Genomic DNA, 22430 nt, shown 5'->3' on the forward strand with positions numbered 1-22430 from the left:
TGTTTTCATCGTAACGGAGGAGTTATGGATCGTAGAGATTTTACCCTTTCCTGCCTTGGCAGCATTGCCGCGCTGGGCACCGCAGCATTTACGGGTAACGTGAGTGCCGCCCCAGCAACGGCACACCAGCAATTAGCAGCGGATCCCAGCAAACCACATATTGCATTTGTTATCTATGACGGCATGACCGCACAGGATCTGATAGGGCCAGTGGAGGTACTTGCCAACAGTCACTTCAACGTGGACTTTGTCTGGCGCGATAAAAATCCGGTATATGCTGAAAACCGTGCCAATCGGCAGCTAGGTTTTTTGCCAACGGCCACATTTGCTGAGTTGCAGCACACCGACATCCTGTTTGTGCCGGGAACCAGCAATCCCTATCGGCAGCTGCGTCAGCAGGATATGCTCGACTGGGTGGCGCAGGTGGGTGCCAACGCCAAGTGGGTGACCAGTGTTTGCAGTGGCGCCTTTATTCTCGGTGCGGCCGGATTACTCAAAGGTTATCAAGCGACCACCCATTGGGCGCTCAGAGATAATTTACGTTATTTCGGCGCGCAGCCTGTCGTGCAGCGAGTGGTGCACGACCGTAATCGGGTAACCGGTGCGGGAGTGACTTCCGGTATCGACTTTGCGTTACAACTGTTGACACTGTTAACCAATGAGCAGCTGGCACAGGCAACCGAACTGGTGTTGGAATATGATCCACAGCCACCCTATCGCACCGGCTCGCCCCAAGTGGCTCCCGCGGCCTTGGTTGAAGCAACTCGCGATGGTTACCTGCAACGGTTGGCGCAAATCGAACCTGACAGCGTGCAATTACTGCAACAGACAGCTAAACGCTTAGGGGTACAGTTAAGCTGAGTCTGCGCCCGGCGGCTGAAACCTGCGCGGCCGGGCAAATTCAACAGATGCGACTGGTTTCACGCAGATTCTTTCTATATCTTGAGCGGATAGTTATAAACAATTTCAGGATGAAACTTGCGATGGAACACAGCGTTTTTGACCGTACGAGTACGGATGACAAGGTGATTGGTAATGGCCTGTATAATCTGATTATTGGCATCACCTTATTGTGGGGTTTTGCTATCAACTATCTGATGGTCAGCAACATCGACCCACAAAGCATCGCCAGTATTAACCCTTGGTTGTTTTTTGGTGGCTATTTTGTCAGCTGCTTTGCGGGTATCTATCTGTTTCAGAAGTCAGATAATCCGCTGGTCAGCTTTATTGGTTATAACTTGGTCGTCGTACCCTTTGGCTTAATTATCAATCTGGTGGTCAGTCAGTATCAGCCAGACATTGTGCTGGAAGCACTGCGCATCACCACGTTAGTCACATTGGCGATGATGGTACTGGGCACACTCTTCCCGGCGTTCTTTGCCCGGATAAGCGGCGCGCTCACAATTGCCCTGTTGCTGGTCATTGTGGTGGAATTGATCGAGCTGTTTTTCTTCAAGACTCACCACGGTATTCTCGACTGGATTGTTGTGCTGATTTTCTGTGGTTATATCGGTTATGACTGGGGACGAGCCAACGCCATCCCCAAAACGGTAGATAATGCCATTGATAGTGCCGCCGCGCTGTACATGGATATCATCAACCTGTTTTTGCGGATTTTGCGCATCCTTGGCAACCGCCGTTAAACCTCACCAGCAGGTTCTAGCGGTCGTTGAAGTGATCACTGTGCACAGCGCTCAGTGGAGTGATATTTAAGATGCAGCCAAACGATATCGGCAAAGCCTATGACCAGATTACTGCGATCTGGAACAGTGACAGTTTCAATCATCTTAACGGCATTAAGCAACACCAGCGTGCACTCAAGTTTTGCAAAAACATCCGGCAGCGCCCTAGACATAGGTTGTGGCTGTAATGGCCGTTTTATCGATCTTTTAGCGGCCAACGGTTTCCAGCCAGAAGGCTTGGATGTGTCTTCAGAAATGATCCGTTTGGCTAAACTGCGCCACCCACAATATCCGTTTTATCATGCAGACATCTGCCAGTTTACCCTACCTAAAACCTACGATTTCATCACTGCCTGGGACAGCATTTGGCATATTCCACTAACGCAGCAACGCCAAGTGATTACAAAAATTATTGCGGGCTTAAACCCCGGTGGCATCTTCATCTTTTCTTTTGGCGGCACGGCTTTGGAGGGTGAACACAGCAACAACGTTATGGGGCCAGAAGTTTACTATTCCACCTTGGGAACCCAAGGCTTTTTATCATTGCTGCTACAACTTGGCTGCCAAATAAAACATCTGGAATATGACCAGCATCCAGAACTGCATACCTATCTTATTGTGGAAAAAACGTAAACGGCCCATTCTCCGGCGTGAATTTCTTGGTACTTAATATTACTCAGCGCCACCATAAGTTAAGGTGTAATAACTCATACAGGCTCTGCCCGTTTGATTATTTATATCGTGTGGCTTGATCGCACGCCTACTAGCTCACTTTTGGGACACAAATAAGCTACAGCTTTCACTATATTAGCATTTTTCAGACAATCTGAAGTATTGCAAATCCTCTTATTGATTGGCCGAAATCACTCATCCACTACAGTTAGGACTTCATAGCATTTTCCTTAGAGGAATCATAAACTCATCCAGATACTTTTATGTAAATAGGATTAATAATTAACAACAAAGCTTTACACAATGAGAGCACTTGTTCTCGCTCTAAATGGGGTTCCAACACTTCTCGGTAATGTACATAAGAGTTGCGAGTTGTATATATATAGTCTCTTAAAGCTTCCATTAAACAATTTAGCCAGTCTGAATGAAGTTGTTCATTATTTGATTGATCACTTTGATTATTTAATAATTTTCGTCTATTATCAACAGCATCTTTCTTAAAATAACTCCCATGACAATGGCTTAATAGGTCAAAAATATCAATTAAAATCTGTTCATCTAATAATGATAATATCGAATATAACCCTTCACTTTCCTTTTTTCTCCAACCTGTATTTTTCTCTATAAGCTTTAAAATTTCCCATGAGTTGCCCATTTCTATAGAAAGCTCATTTTTGAGAGTTTTAACTGTAGGTAATGCATAAACTCTCTCTAACATGCGATACAACTCCATGAAAAGCAAGTAAGGCTCATCCTTAATCAAAATCGCTTTAGATATAAATGAAAAATTAAGAGATTTATCACCCATCTTAATTAAATCAATTATAGAGTCAAATAACAAAAAATTATCTGAATAATAATCAAAACTCTGAGAGGCCGATATATATGAAGACATACGCATTAAATCAAGATCATCATAACCAGAATCTTCATATATCTTAAAAACAAAAGTAGGCTTGAAAAAATCTTTAACGTCATCAAAATCAAGATATCTGACATCATTTTTTCCTCTTCTTTGAAATAAAGGAATAAGTCATAAATTTTTCCAATGTCATTTTTAACATCATTGAGCCTGATAAAATCAATAGATGAGAACAGTGTAAAAATACCTGAATTTATTTCAATAAATTCAAAACCATCTCTATCCAAATTTAATGAATTCAGTCCTGAAACAATTAAATACTTATCACCACAAAAATAGAAGTATGAAATACTAAAAAATTTCCAACGCTATAAACTTCAAAACTATTGATCGCATCTAAATCAGATTCAGATGAGGCTGTTTTTAGCCATCGCTTTGATTCTTCATCAGTTATAATACAGATTTTTTCGTGATACCCATCAGAATACTGACCATACCCATTTTCAGAAGAAAAATATTTTAATCTATCAAATAATATTTTATTTCTTTTTATCATGCTCCTATCATTATCACTATCTTTTTGCATTTTTTAAAATGTTCAGTGTTTAGCACGCTAGCAATAAGACTGCATGCTTGAATATGCTCACACATCCTAATGCCCCCAACATACATCCATATTAGGAATATCAAAATTCTCTTCTATTAAAACGTTAAAAGCTCCTTTAAAGAAAGTTCGCTCTTGGTCACCAATCTTAGTTGAGGCAGAAGATGGACTCATTGCATTAAGCGCTTGTAAATTAACAAAATCACTCAATTCATTAACATTCATACTTTTCAATTTATCAATAAAACCATCAAATCCTCCTATAATAACATCCATATTTTTACGCTGTTTTTCAGGTTCATAATCTAGCTTTGGTCGCCCAAGTATTTTTATAGCAAAGGCAGTAGTTATACCAATTAATGCTGGTTGACTTCCTAAAATATCGCACCCTTTTTTAAACTTCCTATAATTCTCATTTTTTGAATCAATTCTACCGAATTGGAAGTCTAGATTAACAATACGCTTAAGGAACTCAATATATACATCTAAAATTTCTTGTTTTGAAGAAGACTCAATAAAATCTAATTTTACATATTCTTCTGCAATAGCATCTCTTGTATTAACTTTCTCTGAACGTGATCCAAAAACTAAAAATGACTCGATTATTTTACTTGCCTGAAACTTACCAGGTTGTGTTCTTCTTTGTACATCATTTGTCGTAGGCAATTCAATGTTATCAATACTTCCTTGAATACGCTTTATTACTGGCACCATTACAACTTCTAACTGTCTTTGCATCGTCCAAGGGACTTGCCCAGTATTTAGAACTAACATTCTATAAATTAATTTATTAAGAGATCTTACGAGCCACAACTCAACTCTAATATATCTTTCCATACAATTTCTTGCTCGAATCATAGCTTCAGTACGTTGCATTCCATCAATAATGCATAAGCTATCTCTATTTTCTTTAATATATTTATAAATATCTCCACTAGAGGATATATTATTCACTTCATAACCTTGGTCAACAACACCTATAACTACTGGAGGTAAAACCCTCCATTCTCAAAGTCACTTGTCATTTGCTCACGAATTTTTTAGCACTTTGAGATTTTAAAACTAATCTCTGCCCATCTATATTTCCACCAGATGTTCTTGCTAAATCAGTTACTTCTAAGTAATCCGCAAGTTTTATGTTAAATATAAATGAATGACAATTTGAAACATTGTCAGACAAATACATAAAATCACAACCATTATTCATTACTATATCCTTATATTCATTTAGAATTTATGAAACTCGATAATAACTACTTTTTTGGCAAGGGACTATATAGCTTTTCTACTGAAATCTCCGCTGCATTTGCATTGTACAACCAAACATGAAATTGCTCTAAAAGCTGTTGATTCTCTTGCTCTAGTCTTCGAATCTTTCTCTCCTGACTCTCAATTCGTTCAGCAGCAATCTTCAAGCTTGGTGGTAGAGTCTGTTTTTTAACAGTTCCAACTCTTGACAGTAGAGCTTTGACTTAATCAAACGCACTCTTGATTCTCTTATACTTTTGACCAATGGCGTTCTGATAGTTCGACAAAGATCCGAAACTGAATCGCCACTGAAATGGTAGACACTTACTAGCATTACAAAAATTAGGCCTACAATCCAGTACCAAGCAGAGCTGGTTAAGTTATGCGAAACAAGGTATGGGGCAAAAGAGTGTATTACTCCGCAAATACAGACAACGCCATTTCCCCTTCGACGCTGCTGAGGATGTTGCTGAGAAATGGCGTAGCTGAGCTAGGCCGTTCTCGGACATCCATGTCCTCCACGGCATTTGGGCATCCTGCCCGGCAGATACCGAAGCGCGAAGGTTGAGCATGGGCGAACGAGACAACGTCTCAAGTTTGTGAGCGCGAGGCAGGGATAGCCGAGCTGGGGTGGCTTTCAAGGATAGAAAGCCGCAAATCCTGAGTGTAGCTATTTTCGGCATAAAGCCGAAGAGTTGTCAGTGACGTGGGGCGTCGTCGGGGTTATAAGGGCAAGTACTCATCTTCGATGAGTGAGCTTATGAGCGTGAGCCCAGGATGGCGAGCTGGTCGTTAGACAAGAATGTCGTTCTATGGACGAGCATCGCCCTTTGGCCGCAGGTAGCTCACGACTTTAGCAAACGTAGTTTGCATGGGCATAGCTTATTTCTTTGACTCAGAATGGAACGATGTAATCGCACCATTACTCTGTAGCATCACTAAGATTTGGTCAGCGGCCACGAGTTAAGTCAATTATCTAGATACGTCACTAACACGTCTTGGGGCAAAGCTATGGAAAAATAAACGTCAATCACATTACCACCTAACAGATAGAAACTTCATCTGCTCGACAGTAATGGCCTTCCTCAAATTCCTAGATACCCTGACGCTCGTTATCTTCCATGATGTTGTATGCTTTTGATACATCCACATTAGGCGGCATATCTATGGCATAAAGACGTTTCTTATTAGCCGATGAGCCTTCATATGAACAGCCCAATTCTGCCAATGGCTCCCAATATTCAAGAAAATACTGGTGTTCTTTCCCTGCTGGTATCCGAATTCTATAAGTAGAATGTCCTGCACGGGCTGTAACGAAATCGTAAACTAATTCACCATCAGTTTCTTTCACTGTGAATTCATCACAATAGCTGACTCCAAAGACATAAAAAGGTGAATTATCAAGAATATAGTAGTTATCACCGGAAGGAATCGCATACATAACTTCTCCTTGCTGTCCATCGTCCGTCGGGAATCTCACCTTAACTCTTTCAACCATGTAAGTGCAGCCTTGGTTACTCTTTATTGCCACTTTAATGAAAGACACTCTGTAGCATTACTAAAATTTGGTCAACTAACGCAAGTCGGTCAATGTAGACAAGCCCGGCCGAAAAACGTCTTGGGGCATCGTCAATCCCAAATAATTCATTGTTGATTGCTGCACCTTGATGGTGTACATTGTACACTAATAATTACATAAGGATTTTGATTAGTGAGTCATGCTATTGAGTTCGTTGAAACTTCGATCTTTACCAAGCAGATCAAGGAACTTGCTACAGATGATGAACTAAAGGATTTGTAGGCTGAACTCATTGCACAGCCTGATAAAGGCGATCTTATCAAGGGAACGAGTGGTCTACGAAAGGTTAGAATGGCAGTTGGCAGCACCGGCAAGAGTGGCAGTGTACGGGTTCTATACGTTCTTGCTCATGCCGACAAGATCTACCTTGTGTTAGCTTATGCTAAATCAGTTAAGGACAGCTTGACTGATGAAAAAATCCAAGTTAAAACAATTGGTTCAATTACTCAAAGGAGAGGATAAATGAGCATTTTTAACGAACTTCAAGCCTCCCTTGAGGAAGCTGTTGAAATTCAACATGGTCGCAAAAAGCCCACTCGAGTAACCCGTTATGAGGTTGCTGATGTAAAGAGCATTCGTGAAGATCTCCTTAAAGTGACTCAGGCCGAGTTCGCTAAAACGATGGGGGTTAGTGTTGACACTATCAAGAGCTGGGAGGGTAAGCGCCGCAATCCCGCAGGGTTAGCAGCAAAAGTTCTGGCGACTATCCAGGATGATCCCAAAATCTACATGGCTCTTGCTGCCCACTAACATTTACAAAGGCCCATCTTGGGCCTTTTTCGATCTAACGCCACTAATATCATTACTAGAATTAGGCCAACTAGACACCACTCCGCCAGTCTGTAGAGCAACGCTGTAAAGCGGAATGGGGCAACAGATTGATACTCCGCAAATGCAGACACATTTCCCCTTCGGCACTGCCGAGGATGCTGCTGCATAAACTTACTGTCTCGCTGGGGCAAGGTTTGGTTCTATGCTAGCGCTGTTGCGGCCAGTTAAGCGACCAAGGCTCGCCCCAAGTTTGTAGCTGTGCCAGTACGGCAGACGTCTGAAATTGGCTGCCAATATGGGGTGGGCACAGATAGCGAAACAACTGCCCTTGCCAATGAAACTCCAAACCGTAGGCGTGCAGATAACCACGTTCAGTAATGGCTTGAGCGTCACCGTACAAGCTATCGCCGAGGATTGGCACGCCGAGGCTATTGAGCGCCACTCGCAGTTGGTGGGTCTTGCCACTCAAGGGTTTTAGCAGATACAGTCGCAATCCTTCCGCCACCGACTGACTGAAAAACTGTGTAATTGCAGGATTAGCCGTAGTTCGCAGCAGTTTATACATGCCACGCCGGGATTTAGCCATATCACCAATCACCCAGCCCTGTTTTTCTTGGGCTTACCGGCCGCCAGTGCCAGATAGTATTTCTGCACCTGATGCTGGCTAAACATGGCGGTAAAACCAGCCGCCGCCGCAGAAGATCGCGCCAGCAGCAACAACCCTGAAGTTATGGTATCGAGCCGATGCACCGGATACAGCTTGATGTTTAAGTCGGCTTCCAACTGCGCCACCAGCCCGGCAGTGCCATCCTGGCTATGAAAGTGCACGGCGGGGGCTTTGTCCACCACAATGAAGTCCGCCTCGCTGGCGAGCAAACGATAGTTATCAGGATTGGTCATGAAGGGTGCTTCTGTCCATCGGCTATTCAGGCGCGCGGGAAGTTAAGGATAACTTTCAGTCCCGGCTGGTTATCGGTGAGGTTAATTGTCGCATGATGGCGCGATAAAATCGCTTTTACCATAGACAGGCCCAAACCACTGCCTTGCTCATGTCGGCTGGGATCGAGCCGCACCAAACGTTCAAACACCTTTTCACGCGCGGCTTCCGGGATACCTGGGCCGTTGTCACTGATCTCAATACTGCCACCGCGCTGGCGAATACAGATACTGGCGCCCTCGCCCGCATATTTGATGGCGTTGTCTACCAGATTAAACAGCGCTTGAAATAACAGATGCTTATCGCCAGAAACAACACAATCCTCGTTGGTTTCCAGCGTCAGTGTTTGCTGGCGTTCCTCTGCTAAAGCTTCTGCCATTTCCCGCAGATCGGCACACAGTTCATGCAAACTCACCGGTTGTAATTCCAACGTCTGCTGGCCTTCTTCGATACGCGTCAGCGACAGCATAGCGTTGAAGGTTGCCAGACAGTGATCCAGCTCATCGGTCAGTTCGCCGCAACGTTCGGCTAAGCGTTCCGGTGGCTGATAGGGCAACTGCTCCAGCCCGATACGTAAGTGCGACAGCGGTGTGCGCATATCGTGGGCAATGTTATCGGTTACGCCCCGCACCGCGTGCAGGTTGTGTTCCAGCGTATCCAGCACCCGGTTAAATTGCGCCGCCAGCAGATCAAATTCGTCCTGCTTACCACTGACAGGCAAGCGCGTGTTGTAATAACCTTTTTCAATACGTTCACTCAAACGGTTGTAGTGTACCAAGCGACTGAGCAACCCTTTGGAAAACAGGTAACCCACCACCAGCGCTAGCACTATGGTCAGCGCCAAAGCGGTTAATGCCGCGCTGACAAACTTATCAATCAACGCCGCCAGATGGTCGGTGCGGGTGGCAATCAACACTGGGCCGTAACGGGTCATGACTACGCCGCCGGTGAGAATATGTAGTTTTTCCGGGCCACCGGTAAATATTGGAAATTCACGGGTATTGGGCAACAGCGGCATGTTTTCTGGCATCAGCGTTAACGAGCCGACCATTTCCACACCGCCTTGCCAGGCGATTAATGCCGTGCGTGAATCGGAAGCGCGGATCTGTGCGGCAAAGGCCCGTCGATCCACAGTCAGTGATAACTGCTGATACCGTTGGGCTTCTGATAACAGGTGTTGCCGCACCTGCGTTTGCTGCTCATTCACTAACTGTCGGTACAACACCAGCAGCAAAGTGCCGATGATCAAGGTCACCAGCACCGAGAAAATAACGGTAATGCGCCAGGCGCTGCTTCTGAAGGGCTTAATAGCCTTTGCGGAGACGATAGCCAGCACCTCGTATGGTTTCGATCAGCTCACCATGCCCGAGATCTTCAAATTTACGCCGCAGTTTGGCGATATGGACATCGATGACGTTAGTGCGCGGGTCGAAGTGATAATCCCATACAGCTTCAAATAGCAGCGTGCGGCTGACCACCTGATTGGCGTGTTCCATCAAGTATTTCAGCAACAAAAACTCTTTCGGTTGCAGCAGCAGCTCTGCTTCATCCAGTGTCACACTGCGCGTCAGTAATTCCATTCTTAACGGCCCGACTTGTAAGTCAGTTTTTGCCGGTTGTGACTGCCCGCGCTGCATCAGTTTTTCTGCGCGCACCAGCAATTCTGAAAAAGCAAACGGCTTGGTCATGTAGTCATCGCCACCGGCACGCAAACCTTTGACGCGTTCATCCACATGGCTCAGCGCCGAGAGAATAAGCACGGGCGTTTGATCGCCGGTAGCCCGCAACGCAGCCAGCAGTTTCAAGCCATCAAGTTCAGGCAACATGCGATCGAGGATCAGCAGTTCAAATCGCCCTGACGTTGCCAGCACCAACCCTTGCTGACCATCGCTGGCGGTTTCAATACTGTGGCCCTGTTCAAGAAAGCCTTTGACGATATATTCCTGGGTGGTGGCGTCATCTTCGACCAGTAATATTTTCATCTGTTAATCCCATTTCAGTAACGGCAGTTGCCGCTGGTGTTCAATGTCATATGCAAGTTTGTGGCTGCCATGTTCATCCAGCACTTTCAATTCCAGATAGCTGATCCCCAGGTCCTGATCTAACTCGGCCTGTTGCAGATAGCCATTACTGTGCACCAAGGCTAACTGGATCAGTGTGGAAAACCGTTGCTGGCGTTGTTGTAACATCAACGCCAAAGCTAGCGTTGGGGCATCTTTGGTCAGGCTATGGGTTTGCTTATCAAGCAGCTTGCCGTCGCTACCATCCAGCGTCAGTTCACTCTGAGTGCGGCGTAGAGGATCTACCAACGTCAGCCGATATTGCAGTTTACCGTCGTTGATTTCAGCAATAAATTCAATGATCTCACCCAAGTGATTTGCTTCTGCACTGGCAATGGCGGCCGCCGGAAGCAGATGCTGACCGTCTTCAAATATGCTCAGTAATTGCGATGGTGCGGCAATCGCCGCAGCACACCACAACCACAGAGTTGCCAGAATCAGCCTCATGTAGCCTCCATCAAAACAGACTGCACTTTTTATGTTCATCTAATGGTTATCAGCCACTTGCAGATGTTCAATTTCCACTTCGGGGCCAAAACGTGTATTGCCGACTTTACCCGTTAATAGCAGTGGCGTATCAGCTTTGATCGCCACATTACGCCATAACGCATTATCAATTTCGACTTTCAATTCACCGCTATGATCGCGAAACAGATAATGTTGGTCACCCAGCGCTTTTATCAGATAGCCATGTAAAGCGACCTGTGTATCTAGCTTCGCGCCTTGTGCCGCATGGGCCGAAGTTACCGCCGCGTCAGCCACTGCTGGCGCCGCCATCATCAGCAACATCAATATCCCGCAAATTCTTTTGGTCATCATGCATACCTCCTGAAAGATTGGGCAATTCAGTATACGGAAGGTTGCTTTAAACCTGCATGGAAACAAGATTAAGTTTTGATCATCTGCCAGATGATACAGATGATGCTTCGTGTTCGAGGAGATGGATAAGATCAGATTTCAGAGCAACTTCCGTTTGCAATCCTTCAGTGAGCGCCAGTTGCTGTACCAAATGCAGTGGCACCTCGGCATGCAACTGGTAAGCAACGCCGGCAATGTTCGCCACCAACCGCACAGATTCCCCCATCACCAGCAGTGAATCAATCGTCACCGACAGCTTGTTGTAACTGCGGCTCAAGCGGCCACTGCTGATGGCATTGAACCGGATGCCTTGATTGGGGATCACCCAGCGCACCTCGTCACCATTGCTAAAACGCGGATCGGCATCACAAGCGATTTTCTGTTCGCCAAACTGCATCCATTGCAGTTGCTGCTGCGCATCGTACTGCAACATCTTGGCATCAAAGATATTACGCAAGCCCATTTGCCGTGCCACTGCTTCATTGCGCGGCTGGAGCAACACCTGCCGCGGCTCCCCTGCTGTAACATCTGCCCTTGGCTGATCAACACCAGTTTATCTGCCAGCAATAATGCTTCATTGATGTCGTGGGTCACCATGATGACCGGGATTTGCAGTTGCCGCTTCAACCGTGCCAGCTCGATATACAAGCGCTCACGGGTTTCACGATCCAGCGCTGAAAACGGTTCATCCAGCAGCAGCACCGAAGGCTCCCGCGCCAACGCTCGCGCCAATGCCACCCGCTGTTTCTGTCCGCCAGACAACTGATGTGGCAAACGTTCGGGCAACCCTTGTAAATTCACCCGTTCCAGCCATTGCTGCGCCCGTTGTCGCCGTTGCGCTTTAGGCAAATGATCGAGGCCGGCCATGACGTTGGCTTGGGCGCTGAGGTTAGGGAACAAACCATAGTGCTGCGGCACGTAGCCTAGATGGCGCTGTTGTGGCGACAGGTTAATCCCGTCAGCAAACCATAGCTGTTCTCCACAACGGATTTCACCGGATTGCGGCTGATTGAGTCCGGCAATCATCCGCAGCAATGTTGTCTTACCACCACCAGAAGGGCCAACAACGGCAAGTAATTCCCCGGCACGACAACTGAACTCGGCCTGCAATGGAATGCCTCTGAGCTGCGCGATACGCACTTGTAAATCGCCACGGGCATTCATCGATTACGCTCCATCCGCCGCGACAGCGCCGTGGTCAAAGCTAACGTCGAGATAGCGAACAACAACAGTAGCAATGACATGTTACCGGCAGCGCTGAAATCAAACGCCTGCACGTTATCGTAAATCGCAATAGAGATGGTTTTAGTCTCTCCGGCGATGGAACCGCCCATCATCAGCACCACACCAAATTCGCCCAATACATGGGAAAAACACAATACCACCGCGGTGAGAATTCCCGGCCATGCTAACGGCAGCTCTATCCGCAGCAGTTGCTTCAATCGCCCCATACCACAGCAGGCGCCCGCATCGCGAACTTCCTGAGGGATGGCTTCAAATGCCCGCTGAATGGGTTGCACTGCAAACGGAATATTGACCAGTACTGATGCCAGCACCAAACCAGAGAAGTGAAATACCAGTTGAACACCGAGATATTGCTGCAAGAACTGACCAATAAAGCTGTCGCTACCCAGACTTACCAGCAAGTAATAACCTATGACCGTTGGCGGCAACACCAATGGCACCATGATCAAGGCTTCTATCCAGGATTTGCCGCGAAAACGTTCATACGCCAGTGGTCTGGCAATAATGACGGCCAGAGGGATCAGTATTAGCACACTGATGGCAGCCAACTTGATCGACAACCACAGTGACTGCCAGTCCATCAATGGCCCTCTTCTGGCAGGGCAAAACCATAGGCACGGAATACCGCTCTAGCAGGTTCGCTTTGCAGATAACGGTAGAAATCGTTAGCCACATCCCCAGCCCCTTTTAACAGTACCATACGCTGGGTCAAAGGATTGTGCAGCTCAGTCGGCAACGCCACGAAGCGTCCGCGTTCGCGAAACTGCGGTGCCATTGCTAATGATAAGGCAACAATGCCTCCTTGGGTGGAACCGCTGAGCGCAAACTGCGCTGCCTGTGAGACGTTTTCGCCATAAACAATTGAAGGTTGTAGCGCTTGCCACAGCCCTTTTTGTTGCAATAACTGCCGCGCCCGTTCGCCATAAGGCGCATGTTCTGGATTAGCGATAGCAAACCGCTGTAGTTGTCCGCTTTGCAGTAACTTGCTCAGGCCGTCAAGATCGGTATCAAGTGTCAAAGGTGAATTATTGGGAGCCACCAAGGCTAAACGGCCGTAGGCGTACACCACACCGTGGTCGGCGGTTAGCCCCGCCGATGCCAGTGCTTCAACATATTTTTCATCGGCAGATAAAAACAGTTGGAACGGCGCCCCATGTTTAATCTGCGCCACAAAATTACCCGATGATCCATAGGAAACGCGCAGTTGATTACCGCTTTGCTGCTGATAATTGTTGACCAGTTGCGCCATGGCAAACTTGATATTGGCCGCTGCCGCAATGTTGGGGACTTCGGCCATCGCCACTGGAGTAGCGCAGGCCAGCGATAGCAGGATTAACGCGCGCCACAGCCAAGCCATGCTTAACTACCTTGTTCCCAGGCTTGCGCAGCCTGTTCATCGGCGTCCCGTGCGTCCACCCAGCGCTTGTCGGCACCAACACCTTCAAGTTTCCAGAAAGGGGCTTTGGTTTTCAGAAAATCGATCAGAAATTCGCAGGCCGCAAACGCCGCCTTACGGTGCGCACTGCTGACCCCAATAAACACGATTTGTTCACCCAGCGTCATAGTGCCAACACGATGAATAATAGTGACAAAATTCAGCGGCCAACGCTCGCGGGCTTGCGCGGTGATCTGCTGCAACACCGCTTCGGTCATACCAGGATAATGCTCCAGCGTGAGGTCTGTGACAGCACTGCCATCGTTAAAATCCCGCACCTTGCCAACAAAGGTCACAATCGCGCCATCGCTGTTGTCGGTAGCAATACGGGCATACTCTGCCGGAACATCAAAGTCGGGCTGCTGTACCACAATTCTATCTTGCATCATTAGCCCCCGGTTACCGGTGGGAAAAACGCCACTTCATCACCGTCATTAACGTCCGCATGCCAGTTGCTCAGCGTCTGGTTAACGGCAACCAGCAGTTTGTCAGACTCCAATACCCGCGCCCATTTTTCATTTTTGGCTGCCAGGTGAGTACGTAATGCCGCGGTGGTGGCAACGTGTTCACCGGCTTCCAACTGAATGGAAGGCGTACCGAGTAATTCTCTGATTTGGGCAAAAAACAATACGTTAATCATGGGCTACACCTTAAAATGTCCTGATTTACCACCGCTTTTTCCAGCAGGCGGATGCCAGTAATATGCATATCTTTCTGCACCGCTTTACACATATCGTAGATGGTCAATGCCGCCACAGACGCCGCGGTCAGCGCTTCCATCTCGACCCCGGTCTTACCGGATAATTTGCAGCGACTGGTGATCCACACCCGGTTAAATTGCGGTTGTGCTTCCAGTTCCACCTCGACTTTGGTCAGCATTAACGGATGGCACAAGGGGATCAGTTCTGAGGTTTTTTCGCGGCCATAATGCCTGCGATACGGGCGGTGGCAAATACGTCGCCTTTGTGGTGTTTGCCGCTGATGATCATCTCTAGCGTTGCTGGCGCCATCTCGACATAAGCTTCGGCGCGGGCCTCACGTTCGGTTTCAGACTTGGCAGTAACGTCTACCATGTGGGCGTTACCATCGGCATTGATATGGGTAAATGTGTCGCTCATCAAAAAGCTGCCTTAATTTGTCATTCAAAATGCGGCGGTTATCCACCAAACGCATTAACCACCGATAGAGGCCAGATGCTGGGTAACGCCAGTGATACCTTGATGCAGGAAGTGTGTTTCTTTCTTTAACCGCAACTGTTGATGCAGTCGCTCAATCAGCTCATCCTGCTGCGAGGCTGATTGCAGCAGATCCCGCAGATCCAGCCCTTGTTCCGTGAACAGGCACAGATGCAGCTTGCCAACCGCAGACACCCGCAGACGGTTACAGCTGGCACAGAAATCTTTGGAATATGGCATGATCAGCCCAATGCGCCCCTGATAATCTGGGTGGCTGAAATTTTGCGCTGGGCCATCTTCAACCGCTGGCTGGTCATACAACCACCCTTCCGCCATCAACCGACCTTTAATGGTTTCACCCGCCAGATGATGTGCCTGAAAATAATCATGACCCAAACCCGTTTCCATCAGCTCAATAAAGCGCAAATCGATGGGCGTGTGTTTGATCCAGTGCAGGAAACGGGGCAAATCTTTGTCATTCAGGTCTTTTAGCAACACTGCATTGATTTTTACCCGTTCAAAACCGGCGGTGAGTGCCGCATCAACACCACGCATCACTTGATCAAAGCGATTTTCACCGGTGATCTGATAAAACATCCGCGGATCTAGGCTATCCACCGAGATATTGATACGCCGCAACCCCGCGTCATACCACTCTTGAGCGCTTTTTTCTAACCGATATCCGTTAGTCGTGGTGGCAATGGTATGAATGGCACCGTTGTCGGCTAAAAGTCGTACAATATCGGTGAAGTCTTTGCGCAACGTTGGCTCGCCACCGGTAATGCGCACCTTGCGGGTGCCGACTTTGGCAAAAGCCGCCACCAGATGCTCAATTTCGCTGAGCGTCAAAAAGGATTGCTTACCATTGGGATGATAGCCATCGGGCAGACAATAGCTGCATTTGAAGTTGCAGACGTCAGTCACTGACATCCGCAGATAGTGAAACCGTCGACCAAAATTGTCTTGTAACTGCTGGGACATGATCACCTTTCCAAAACAAGGGGAGGCAAGCGCATTTCTACACTTACCCCGGTGGCAATATGCCACGGCTTAGACCCCTTATCTGTGGTGACGTAGGGACCCGAGCTCGGAGAACCGTCTGCCCTTAGTATAAATGCAAATGCCCATCACCAAAACCCTAAAAGGAGGTAGTCTGCATCATAAAGATGGATCTGTGACTAAAGTCCACTATAAGTCCCACTGGTCAAATGCTGTGCGTTAATCAAAAATTCGGGTATGGTTGGAGTCATAAACCAACATCCCGTTAACACGAGGCGAAGGATAAGAAAACATGATGGAACGCGAATCCATGGAATTCGATGTTGTAATTGTCGGCGCCGGCCCCGCTGGCCTAGCGACTGCCTGTCGTTTGCTACAGATTTCCAAAGATGCGGGAAATCCGCTTAACGTGTGTGTGGTAGAAAAAGGGGCTGAAGTTGGCGCCCATATTATGTCGGGTGCAGTGTTTGAGCCAACGGTGTTGGAAGAGTTATTTGGCGATTGGAAAAGTCTAGGGGCACCACTGGACACTGCCGTCAGCAGCGATGAATTTCTGCTATTACAATCCTCCGGTCGTGCCCGAGAGATGCCGCAAGCATTGATCCCGAAAACCATGACCAATGATGGCAATTACATCATCAGTGCTGGCAATTTATGTCGTTGGCTGGCGCAACAGGCCGAAGCACTGGGTGCGGAAATTTTCCCAGGATTTGCCGCCAGCGAGTTACTGTTTAACGACGATGGTAGTGTCAAAGGCATTCTCACTGGTGATATGGGCGTTGCGAAAGATGGCACCCCCAAAGATGGCTATATGCCCGGCATGGAGTTGCTGGCCAAATACACGGTATTTGCCGAAGGCTGCCGTGGCCATCTTGGTAAACAACTTATCCAGCACTTCCATCTCGATAATGGCAAGAGTCCGCAACATTATGCCCTCGGCTTTAAAGAGATATGGCAGATCCCCGCCGCACAACATCAACTGGGCAAAGTGATACATACGGCTGGCTGGCCGCTGAGCCAAGCGTCCGGTGGCGGTTTCCTTTACCATCTGCCGCAAAATCAAGTGGCGGTCGGGCTGATTGTGGATCTCAACTACAGCAATCCACACTTGAGCCCTTTTGAGGAGTTCCAGCGGTACAAGACGCACCCGAAAATTGCTGCCATCCTGCAACAAGGGCAGCGTCTGAGTTACGGCGCGAGAGCCATTGCCAAAGGCGGGCTTAATTCACTGCCCAAAATGAGTTTCCCCGGCGGACTACTGATTGGTTGTGATGCTGGTACACTGAATTTTGCCAAAATCAAAGGTATCCACACCGCGATGAAGAGCGGCATGCTGGCGGCAGAAACGCTGGTCGAAGCGATGCTGGCCGGTGTTGATGCAGGCAAAGACCTCAACTGTTTGCAAACCCGCATTGAGCAGAGTTCTTTGTATGATGAACTGCACCGTGCCCGTAATTTTGGCCCGGCCTTGCACAAATTCGGCACCCTACTCGGCGGCGCCTTTAATTTTGTGGAACAGAACTGGTTTGACGGCAAATTCCCGCTGACATTACGGGATGATAAAGCCGATTTTGCTTGTCTCGGCAAAGCCTGTGATTATCCCAACATCAGTTATCCCGCCCCAGATGGCAAACTCACCTTTGATCGGTTGTCATCTATTTACCTCGCCAATATTGGTCACGACGAGGATCAGCCCTGTCATCTACAGTTGGAAAACGCCTCGGTACCGTTGGCGGTCAACCTGCCGTTATATGATGAACCTGCGCAACGTTACTGTCCGGCTGGTGTCTATGAAGTCACCGAGGATGCGGGTGAAAAGCGGTTTGTGATCAACGCACAAAACTGTATTCACTGCAAGACCTGTGATATCAAAGACCCGAGCCAGAATATCAACTGGGTGGTGCCAGAAGGTGGCAGTGGCCCTAATTACTCAGGCATGTAGTCAAACAACTGTCGCATTATTGCAGTATTTTTAAACAGCATGATTGCAGCGCTGCCGCCGGACAGGGATAATGCCCGCCTCCACGGCAGCGCTGTCGCCTGGGAGCACCGCAAATTTGGCACCATTGGTCGCCGAAAAGACCTGAGTATCTAAGCTGTAAAAATTAATAAGATGAAATTCAATACATTAACTATTAAACAAAAACTGCTGATCACTATGGTATTGGCCGTTTTGTTGCCCACATTTTTGGTCGGCCTGTTAGGCCAACACAACGCCAAACAAGTGATCAGCCAACGCATGCTAACGTCCGAGTTGCCCAATCAGTTGTTGCAGATCCGTAATCGTATCGAGCTGGAAATCGGCACCTTACTGAATGCCTCTGAGCAGCTGGCAAACGATCCCATTCTCGGTCATTGGCTGGCGCAGGGGCGGCCTGACGCTGACGAACCTTTGGTAGAAGCCAAACTGCAACAACTGGTCAAGCAGTACCAGCTGGCGCAAGCCTCCTACGCTGACCGTCAGTCTGCGGCTTACTACACTCAGAACGGTTTGTTGCGCATTCTTGATCAGCAGCAAGATGGTTGGTTTTTTGATTACGTGAACAGCGGTAAGACCAAGATGCTGAAACTGTACACTGAGCCCAGTAGCGGTGACATCAAGCTGTTTATCAACTATCAACAAGTCAACGGCAGAGCCTTGGTGGGTTTAGGTAAGTCACTGAAAGACATGGTGGCATTACTCAATAGCTTCCGTATTGAACAAACTGGCCACGTCTTTCTCGCCGATGAAAATGGCGTAATCCAGATCCATCAAAATCAATCGCTGGTGGGCAAAGGTCGTCTGGCCGATATTTATGGCAAAGCCGCCACTAGCTTACTGCAGCATAGTGATTTTAATCTGCAAACACTCAAACTTAATGGCACCGAGACACTGGTCGCCAGCAGTTACCTGCCTGCCATTGGCTGGTATGTGGTGGCACAGGTGCCGCAGCAAGAGATCTTTGATGAATTGGAGCAAGCATCCTGGATGATCCTGCTGTGGACACTGGTGATCACCGGCGGTTTCATCGTGTTAGCCATTTTAGTTGCCGGTTCTGTCAGCCGCCCAATTTCCCGCGCTGCTAACATGTTTATCGATTTGGGTAAGGGTGATGGCGATCTGCGCCAGCGCTTGCCGGAAGACGGCAATGATGAACTGGCAAAACTGGCGCATGGTTTTAACAGTTTTATTTCGCAAATCCATCACTCGATTGAAGAAGTCGCAGATACCAGTCATACACTGACAACTGCGGCCACCACAGCCGCTAAACATGCCCAGCAGAGCCAGCAGGATTACAACGACCAGAAAGACCGCACCTTGACGGTCGTCACCGCGGTTAATCAGATGGGCGCCACAGTGAGTGAAATTGCCAGCAATGCCGCCCAAGCGGCCGATGCGGCCAAGAACGCCGATGAAGAAGCTGCCACCGGACAACAGGTTGTCTCCCGCGCCCGCGGCACCATCAATCAGTTATCGGAAGATGTTGGGCAGATGTCGGAAGTGATCGCCTCATTGTCAAAACACACAGATGCCATTGGCAGTGTGCTGGATGTTATCCGCAGTATCTCTGATCAAACCAATCTGCTGGCACTGAATGCCGCGATTGAAGCGGCACGGGCGGGAGAAGCTGGCCGCGGATTCTCGGTAGTGGCTGACGAAGTGCGTAACCTAGCGTCACGCACCGCCAGTTCCACAGATGAAGTGCAACAGATGATCGACCGCTTGCAGACGGAAGCAGCGAAAGCGGTGGCCGCAATGGAACAGAGCCGCAGCCGTTCGGCCGAAGGGGTTCTCGCCGCCGATGAAGCCAGTGAAGCCTTGCAACAGATTTCGGCACGGATTTCATTGATCAGTGACATGAATGTACAGGTGGCAGCGGCCACAGAAGAACAGGCCGCCGTGGTTCAGGATATTAACCGCAATCTGACGGAAATCAGTGAAGTGTCGAACCGTACCAGTGAACGCGCAGACGATACCTATCGTTCCAGTGACTCCTTGAACCAGCTAGCTGATCGCCTGGGGAAACTGGTGTCGCGTTTCCGTATTTAAGCGACACGGACTGCGGCTCAGGAACGGCTGCAACCGCTATAACATCCCGGCTCCCGTGGACATACTGCACCACGGGAGCAGATCAACCGCGCCTGTTGTTGTAAGCCGCGTTCCAGCCAGTGAATATTGAGGATCCGCGCCAACATGAGCAGTTGCCGCCGCATTGCGGCCGGAATATCCGCTTCGCCACCGCGGGTAACACACAGCTGTTTCAGCTCCTGCGTCATGGCGGTGGCATCCATGCCCTGCGCCGCCATGGCCGGGTTAAGATCGATACCCGCACACAACACCCGATTATTCCCTGCCAAATCCGTAACTTTTACTGACTCACAACAATACAGTCGCGGCTGTCCGTTGACATCCAGCAAGGAAATCTGTGCAGCACTGCCCTGCTTCGGTTCGGTGATCATCCGAAAAACCGACCAGTGCTGGCAGGGATCCGCCACTTCACGCATATTGCCCCAAGGCAGCGGGATGCCATTGCCACGGTAAACCGCTTTAAGTTTTCCTGGCGTGTAGGCATCAAAATAATGCCAGTGTGGATAGGGCGAAACCACGGTCATGCGCCGCATCGCCACCGACGGTGTCACCCCCGCCAGTCGATGCGCATCAACTTCATAGCCGTAACGATCCAGTAATTGCCGAAACGGGACTTTCGGACAGAGCAGTGCGCCGGCAAAAAAACTTGCCTCAAAGCTGCGCCAAGCTTGCAAAATATCCTGCGCATTCACCGATGAACTCTGTTGTGCCGGGTCAAGTTCATAGGCTCCTGGGCCAATACTCATTTCATGGATTAAGCCATCGCTACGATGCAGCACACAGTGACCAATATGCACCGCTAAATCATATTTCATCCGCGTTGGGCTGCTGCGTAACGCTTCATTTAACATCAGTTTACCGGGAGCCTCCATGAAGGAGGTCACCAGTCGATGAGTGCCGCTTTCATTTTTGGGCGTCTGAAACCAGTGCACTTTAAGCCCCTGTCTGGCGGCGAGATCCAGCATATCTTCGAGTGACAACGGTAGCTGTTTATTGCCGATATCTTCAGCGGCACGCTCCAAATCGGGGAAGTGATTCTGGTGATGTTCCTGATAAGCACGGATCAGTAACTGCGCGAACTGGCGGCCGGAAATCCCCGTCTGAGACAACATCTCAGGAATCGCGATTTGCAGAATGTCACCGGAAAACAGAAAGCCCGGTTCCAGCGGCATGCCACTGATCCCGCCACGATTGCCCTTTGCTGGCACAATCGCCTCATCTGCTGGAGCATCATCCAGAAACCAATCCAGCGGTTTTTGAAATACTTCGGCTATCACCTGCAACATGGCGTGGCTCGGGGTACGTTTGCCACGTTCAATCATGGAGAGATATGACACTGACGGCGCCGACTCAGGATCCAGCCTGACACAGCGAGCAGACAGATCTTCCATGGTTAAGTGATTGCGTTTCCTCATGTTTCTGATTTTCGTCCCGAGAAAATGTGACTTACGGAGCAAGCTGCTTTCTTGGCGCATTTTGTAAAATTCACAATGTAAAATTTTTATTGTGAAATTCTAGTATAAAACCAGCTAGTCTACAAAACATACAAAGCGGTCATTATTTACACCGTTATATCTGCCGTGAAAGACGAGGGAACAGCCATGAACATGCCACTGAATGCCACTGAATTGCAGCGTCAACATCCATGTATTGCGATGGCCGTCGTGAATGTGGAATCTCTGGCTAAACGCCACATTTCCGAGAAACTGTCCAACGCCAAACAGCTACTGGATATTCTGTTTCCATTAGCTCAAGGCTCACATAACGAGGTAACTGGCTATATGGTGTACTACCAGCATCTGCTGGCCTGTTTTGCCGATGCCACCTTAAGCGGTTTACGCCAACCTCGGCAGTTTGTTGCCATGGCGGGTCACAAGGCGCAACCGGAGGCGTTGTTGCTTAAACACGACAGCGGCTGTCATCTGGAGTTGAGTTTTAACAATGCCGGCGCCATTGGCTGCCACGATAAAGCCGGGATTGATGATATTCAGCTGGAAAATGTGGAGCGTCACAACCGCCAATGGATCAGCCTGTTACACGAAGGCATTGATGGTCACACCTGTGCCCAAGCGCTGTCAAAACAGTTTGTAGATCGCGAAGGTCTGATGTACGCCCTTTAAGCGCCAGATAGGCTCAGCTACGCCCAACAGCAGACATCAGTGTCTGCTGTTGTTTAAACAGAATAATCATTTGATTAAATATTTTTGAACCTTGAAATTAAGATTATTTGATTT

General features: G+C 48.3%; 23 protein-coding genes, 3 pseudogenes and 1 riboswitch. Of the genes and pseudogenes, 8 read left to right on the plus strand and 18 right to left on the minus strand.

Annotation, left to right across the window (positions count from 1 at the left end; translation table 11 throughout):
* Positions 1–24: 24 nt before the first annotated feature.
* The 3 genes from KHX94_RS08110 to KHX94_RS08120 all read left to right on the plus strand — a co-directional run bounded on the left by KHX94_RS08110 (position 25) and on the right by KHX94_RS08120 (position 2315).
* Positions 25–861 (plus strand): DJ-1/PfpI family protein, encoded by an 837-nt coding sequence (locus tag KHX94_RS08110; RefSeq protein WP_213683015.1) that lies wholly within the window; start codon positions 25–27, stop codon positions 859–861.
* A gap of 122 nt (positions 862–983) precedes the next feature.
* Positions 984–1643 carry a Bax inhibitor-1 family protein gene (locus tag KHX94_RS08115; RefSeq protein WP_213683016.1) on the plus strand — a complete coding sequence of 220 codons (660 nt, stop codon included), beginning with the start codon at positions 984–986 and terminating at the stop codon, positions 1641–1643.
* Between the two features lie 168 nt (positions 1644–1811).
* A complete protein-coding gene (locus tag KHX94_RS08120) occupies positions 1812–2315 on the plus strand; it encodes a class I SAM-dependent methyltransferase (RefSeq protein WP_244859377.1) in 504 nt (167 codons plus the stop codon).
* Between the two features lie 286 nt (positions 2316–2601).
* On the opposite strand, the gene KHX94_RS08125 is transcribed toward KHX94_RS08120, so the two are convergent.
* From KHX94_RS08125 to KHX94_RS08145, 5 genes are all read right to left on the minus strand, one after another.
* Positions 2602–3195 carry a hypothetical protein gene (locus KHX94_RS08125; RefSeq protein WP_213683017.1) on the minus strand — a complete coding sequence of 198 codons (594 nt, stop codon included), beginning with the start codon at positions 3193–3195 and terminating at the stop codon, positions 2602–2604.
* A gap of 334 nt (positions 3196–3529) precedes the next feature.
* Positions 3530–3802, minus strand: coding sequence for a hypothetical protein (locus KHX94_RS08130; protein ID WP_213683018.1), 273 nt, complete (start codon positions 3800–3802; stop codon positions 3530–3532).
* Between the two features lie 66 nt (positions 3803–3868).
* Positions 3869–4774, minus strand: coding sequence for a hypothetical protein (locus tag KHX94_RS08135; RefSeq protein WP_213683019.1), 906 nt, complete (start codon positions 4772–4774; stop codon positions 3869–3871).
* Between the two features lie 67 nt (positions 4775–4841).
* Positions 4842–5027, minus strand: a complete 186-nt coding sequence (locus KHX94_RS08140; protein ID WP_213683020.1) for a hypothetical protein — start codon at positions 5025–5027, stop codon at positions 4842–4844.
* A gap of 1134 nt (positions 5028–6161) precedes the next feature.
* Complete coding sequence (locus KHX94_RS08145; protein WP_213683021.1) at positions 6162–6509, minus strand: DUF4265 domain-containing protein; 348 nt, start codon at positions 6507–6509, stop codon at positions 6162–6164.
* A 429-nt stretch (positions 6510–6938) separates the two neighbouring features.
* Between KHX94_RS08145 and KHX94_RS20370 the strand changes: the two genes are divergently transcribed.
* Both KHX94_RS20370 and nadS read left to right on the plus strand, forming a co-directional pair.
* Positions 6939–7109, plus strand: coding sequence for a type II toxin-antitoxin system RelE/ParE family toxin (locus tag KHX94_RS20370; RefSeq protein ID WP_244859378.1), 171 nt, complete (start codon positions 6939–6941; stop codon positions 7107–7109).
* Positions 7110–7397: a NadS family protein gene (nadS, locus tag KHX94_RS08155; protein WP_213683022.1), complete on the plus strand. Its 288-nt coding sequence runs from the start codon at positions 7110–7112 to the stop codon at positions 7395–7397.
* A gap of 226 nt (positions 7398–7623) precedes the next feature.
* Here the strand turns inward: nadS and KHX94_RS08160 are convergent.
* From KHX94_RS08160 to moaA, 12 genes and pseudogenes are all read right to left on the minus strand, one after another.
* A pseudogene (locus KHX94_RS08160) lies at positions 7624–8318 on the minus strand (TIGR01621 family pseudouridine synthase).
* A 26-nt stretch (positions 8319–8344) separates the two neighbouring features.
* A complete protein-coding gene (locus KHX94_RS08165) occupies positions 8345–9610 on the minus strand; it encodes a sensor histidine kinase (RefSeq protein ID WP_213683373.1) in 1266 nt (421 codons plus the stop codon).
* Between the two features lie 49 nt (positions 9611–9659).
* On the minus strand, positions 9660–10337 hold the full coding sequence (locus KHX94_RS08170; RefSeq protein WP_213683023.1) for a response regulator transcription factor: 678 nt from the start codon (positions 10335–10337) through the stop codon (positions 9660–9662).
* A gap of 3 nt (positions 10338–10340) precedes the next feature.
* Positions 10341–10862, minus strand: a complete 522-nt coding sequence (locus KHX94_RS08175; RefSeq protein ID WP_213683024.1) for a hypothetical protein — start codon at positions 10860–10862, stop codon at positions 10341–10343.
* A 39-nt stretch (positions 10863–10901) separates the two neighbouring features.
* Positions 10902–11234 (minus strand): NirD/YgiW/YdeI family stress tolerance protein, encoded by a 333-nt coding sequence (locus tag KHX94_RS08180; RefSeq protein ID WP_213683025.1) that lies wholly within the window; start codon positions 11232–11234, stop codon positions 10902–10904.
* 79 nt (positions 11235–11313) lie between these two features.
* Positions 11314–12437, minus strand: a pseudogene (locus KHX94_RS08185) (ABC transporter ATP-binding protein).
* Positions 12434–13099 carry a molybdate ABC transporter permease subunit gene (gene modB, locus KHX94_RS08190; RefSeq protein WP_213683026.1) on the minus strand — a complete coding sequence of 222 codons (666 nt, stop codon included), beginning with the start codon at positions 13097–13099 and terminating at the stop codon, positions 12434–12436. Before modB ends, KHX94_RS08185 begins: the two are co-directional and overlap by 4 nt.
* A complete protein-coding gene (modA, locus tag KHX94_RS08195; protein WP_244859430.1) occupies positions 13099–13815 on the minus strand; it encodes a molybdate ABC transporter substrate-binding protein in 717 nt (238 codons plus the stop codon). Before modA ends, modB begins: the two co-directional genes overlap by 1 nt.
* Before the next feature lie 62 nt (positions 13816–13877).
* Complete coding sequence (gene moaE, locus KHX94_RS08200; protein ID WP_213683028.1) at positions 13878–14342, minus strand: molybdopterin synthase catalytic subunit MoaE; 465 nt, start codon at positions 14340–14342, stop codon at positions 13878–13880.
* Complete coding sequence (gene moaD / locus KHX94_RS08205) at positions 14342–14593, minus strand: molybdopterin synthase sulfur carrier subunit (RefSeq protein ID WP_213683029.1); 252 nt, start codon at positions 14591–14593, stop codon at positions 14342–14344. Before moaD ends, moaE begins: the two co-directional genes overlap by 1 nt.
* 3 nt (positions 14594–14596) lie before the next feature.
* Positions 14597–15026, minus strand: a pseudogene (moaC, locus tag KHX94_RS08210) (cyclic pyranopterin monophosphate synthase MoaC).
* Positions 15027–15125: 99 nt separating this feature from the next.
* Complete coding sequence (moaA, locus tag KHX94_RS08215; RefSeq protein ID WP_213683030.1) at positions 15126–16109, minus strand: GTP 3',8-cyclase MoaA; 984 nt, start codon at positions 16107–16109, stop codon at positions 15126–15128.
* Positions 16097–16233, minus strand: a riboswitch (molybdenum cofactor riboswitch). (Overlaps the previous gene by 13 nt.)
* 189 nt (positions 16234–16422) lie before the next feature.
* On the opposite strand from moaA, the gene KHX94_RS08220 reads away from it, so the two are divergent.
* A complete protein-coding gene (locus KHX94_RS08220; RefSeq protein WP_213683374.1) occupies positions 16423–18069 on the plus strand; it encodes an electron transfer flavoprotein-ubiquinone oxidoreductase in 1647 nt (548 codons plus the stop codon).
* A 171-nt stretch (positions 18070–18240) separates the two neighbouring features.
* Positions 18241–20157, plus strand: coding sequence for a methyl-accepting chemotaxis protein (locus tag KHX94_RS08225; RefSeq protein ID WP_213683031.1), 1917 nt, complete (start codon positions 18241–18243; stop codon positions 20155–20157).
* Positions 20158–20174: 17 nt separating this feature from the next.
* Here KHX94_RS08225 and KHX94_RS08230 read toward each other — a convergent pair whose 3' ends face one another.
* Complete coding sequence (locus KHX94_RS08230) at positions 20175–21671, minus strand: DUF3612 domain-containing protein (RefSeq protein ID WP_213683032.1); 1497 nt, start codon at positions 21669–21671, stop codon at positions 20175–20177.
* A gap of 126 nt (positions 21672–21797) precedes the next feature.
* On the opposite strand from KHX94_RS08230, the gene KHX94_RS08235 reads away from it, so the two are divergent.
* Complete coding sequence (locus KHX94_RS08235) at positions 21798–22316, plus strand: aldolase/citrate lyase/malate synthase family protein (RefSeq protein ID WP_213683033.1); 519 nt, start codon at positions 21798–21800, stop codon at positions 22314–22316.
* The last annotated feature ends 114 nt before the right edge of the window (positions 22317–22430 follow it).

This window comes from Shewanella dokdonensis (assembly GCF_018394335.1).
In the GTDB taxonomy this organism is placed as follows: domain Bacteria; phylum Pseudomonadota; class Gammaproteobacteria; order Enterobacterales; family Shewanellaceae; genus Shewanella; species Shewanella dokdonensis.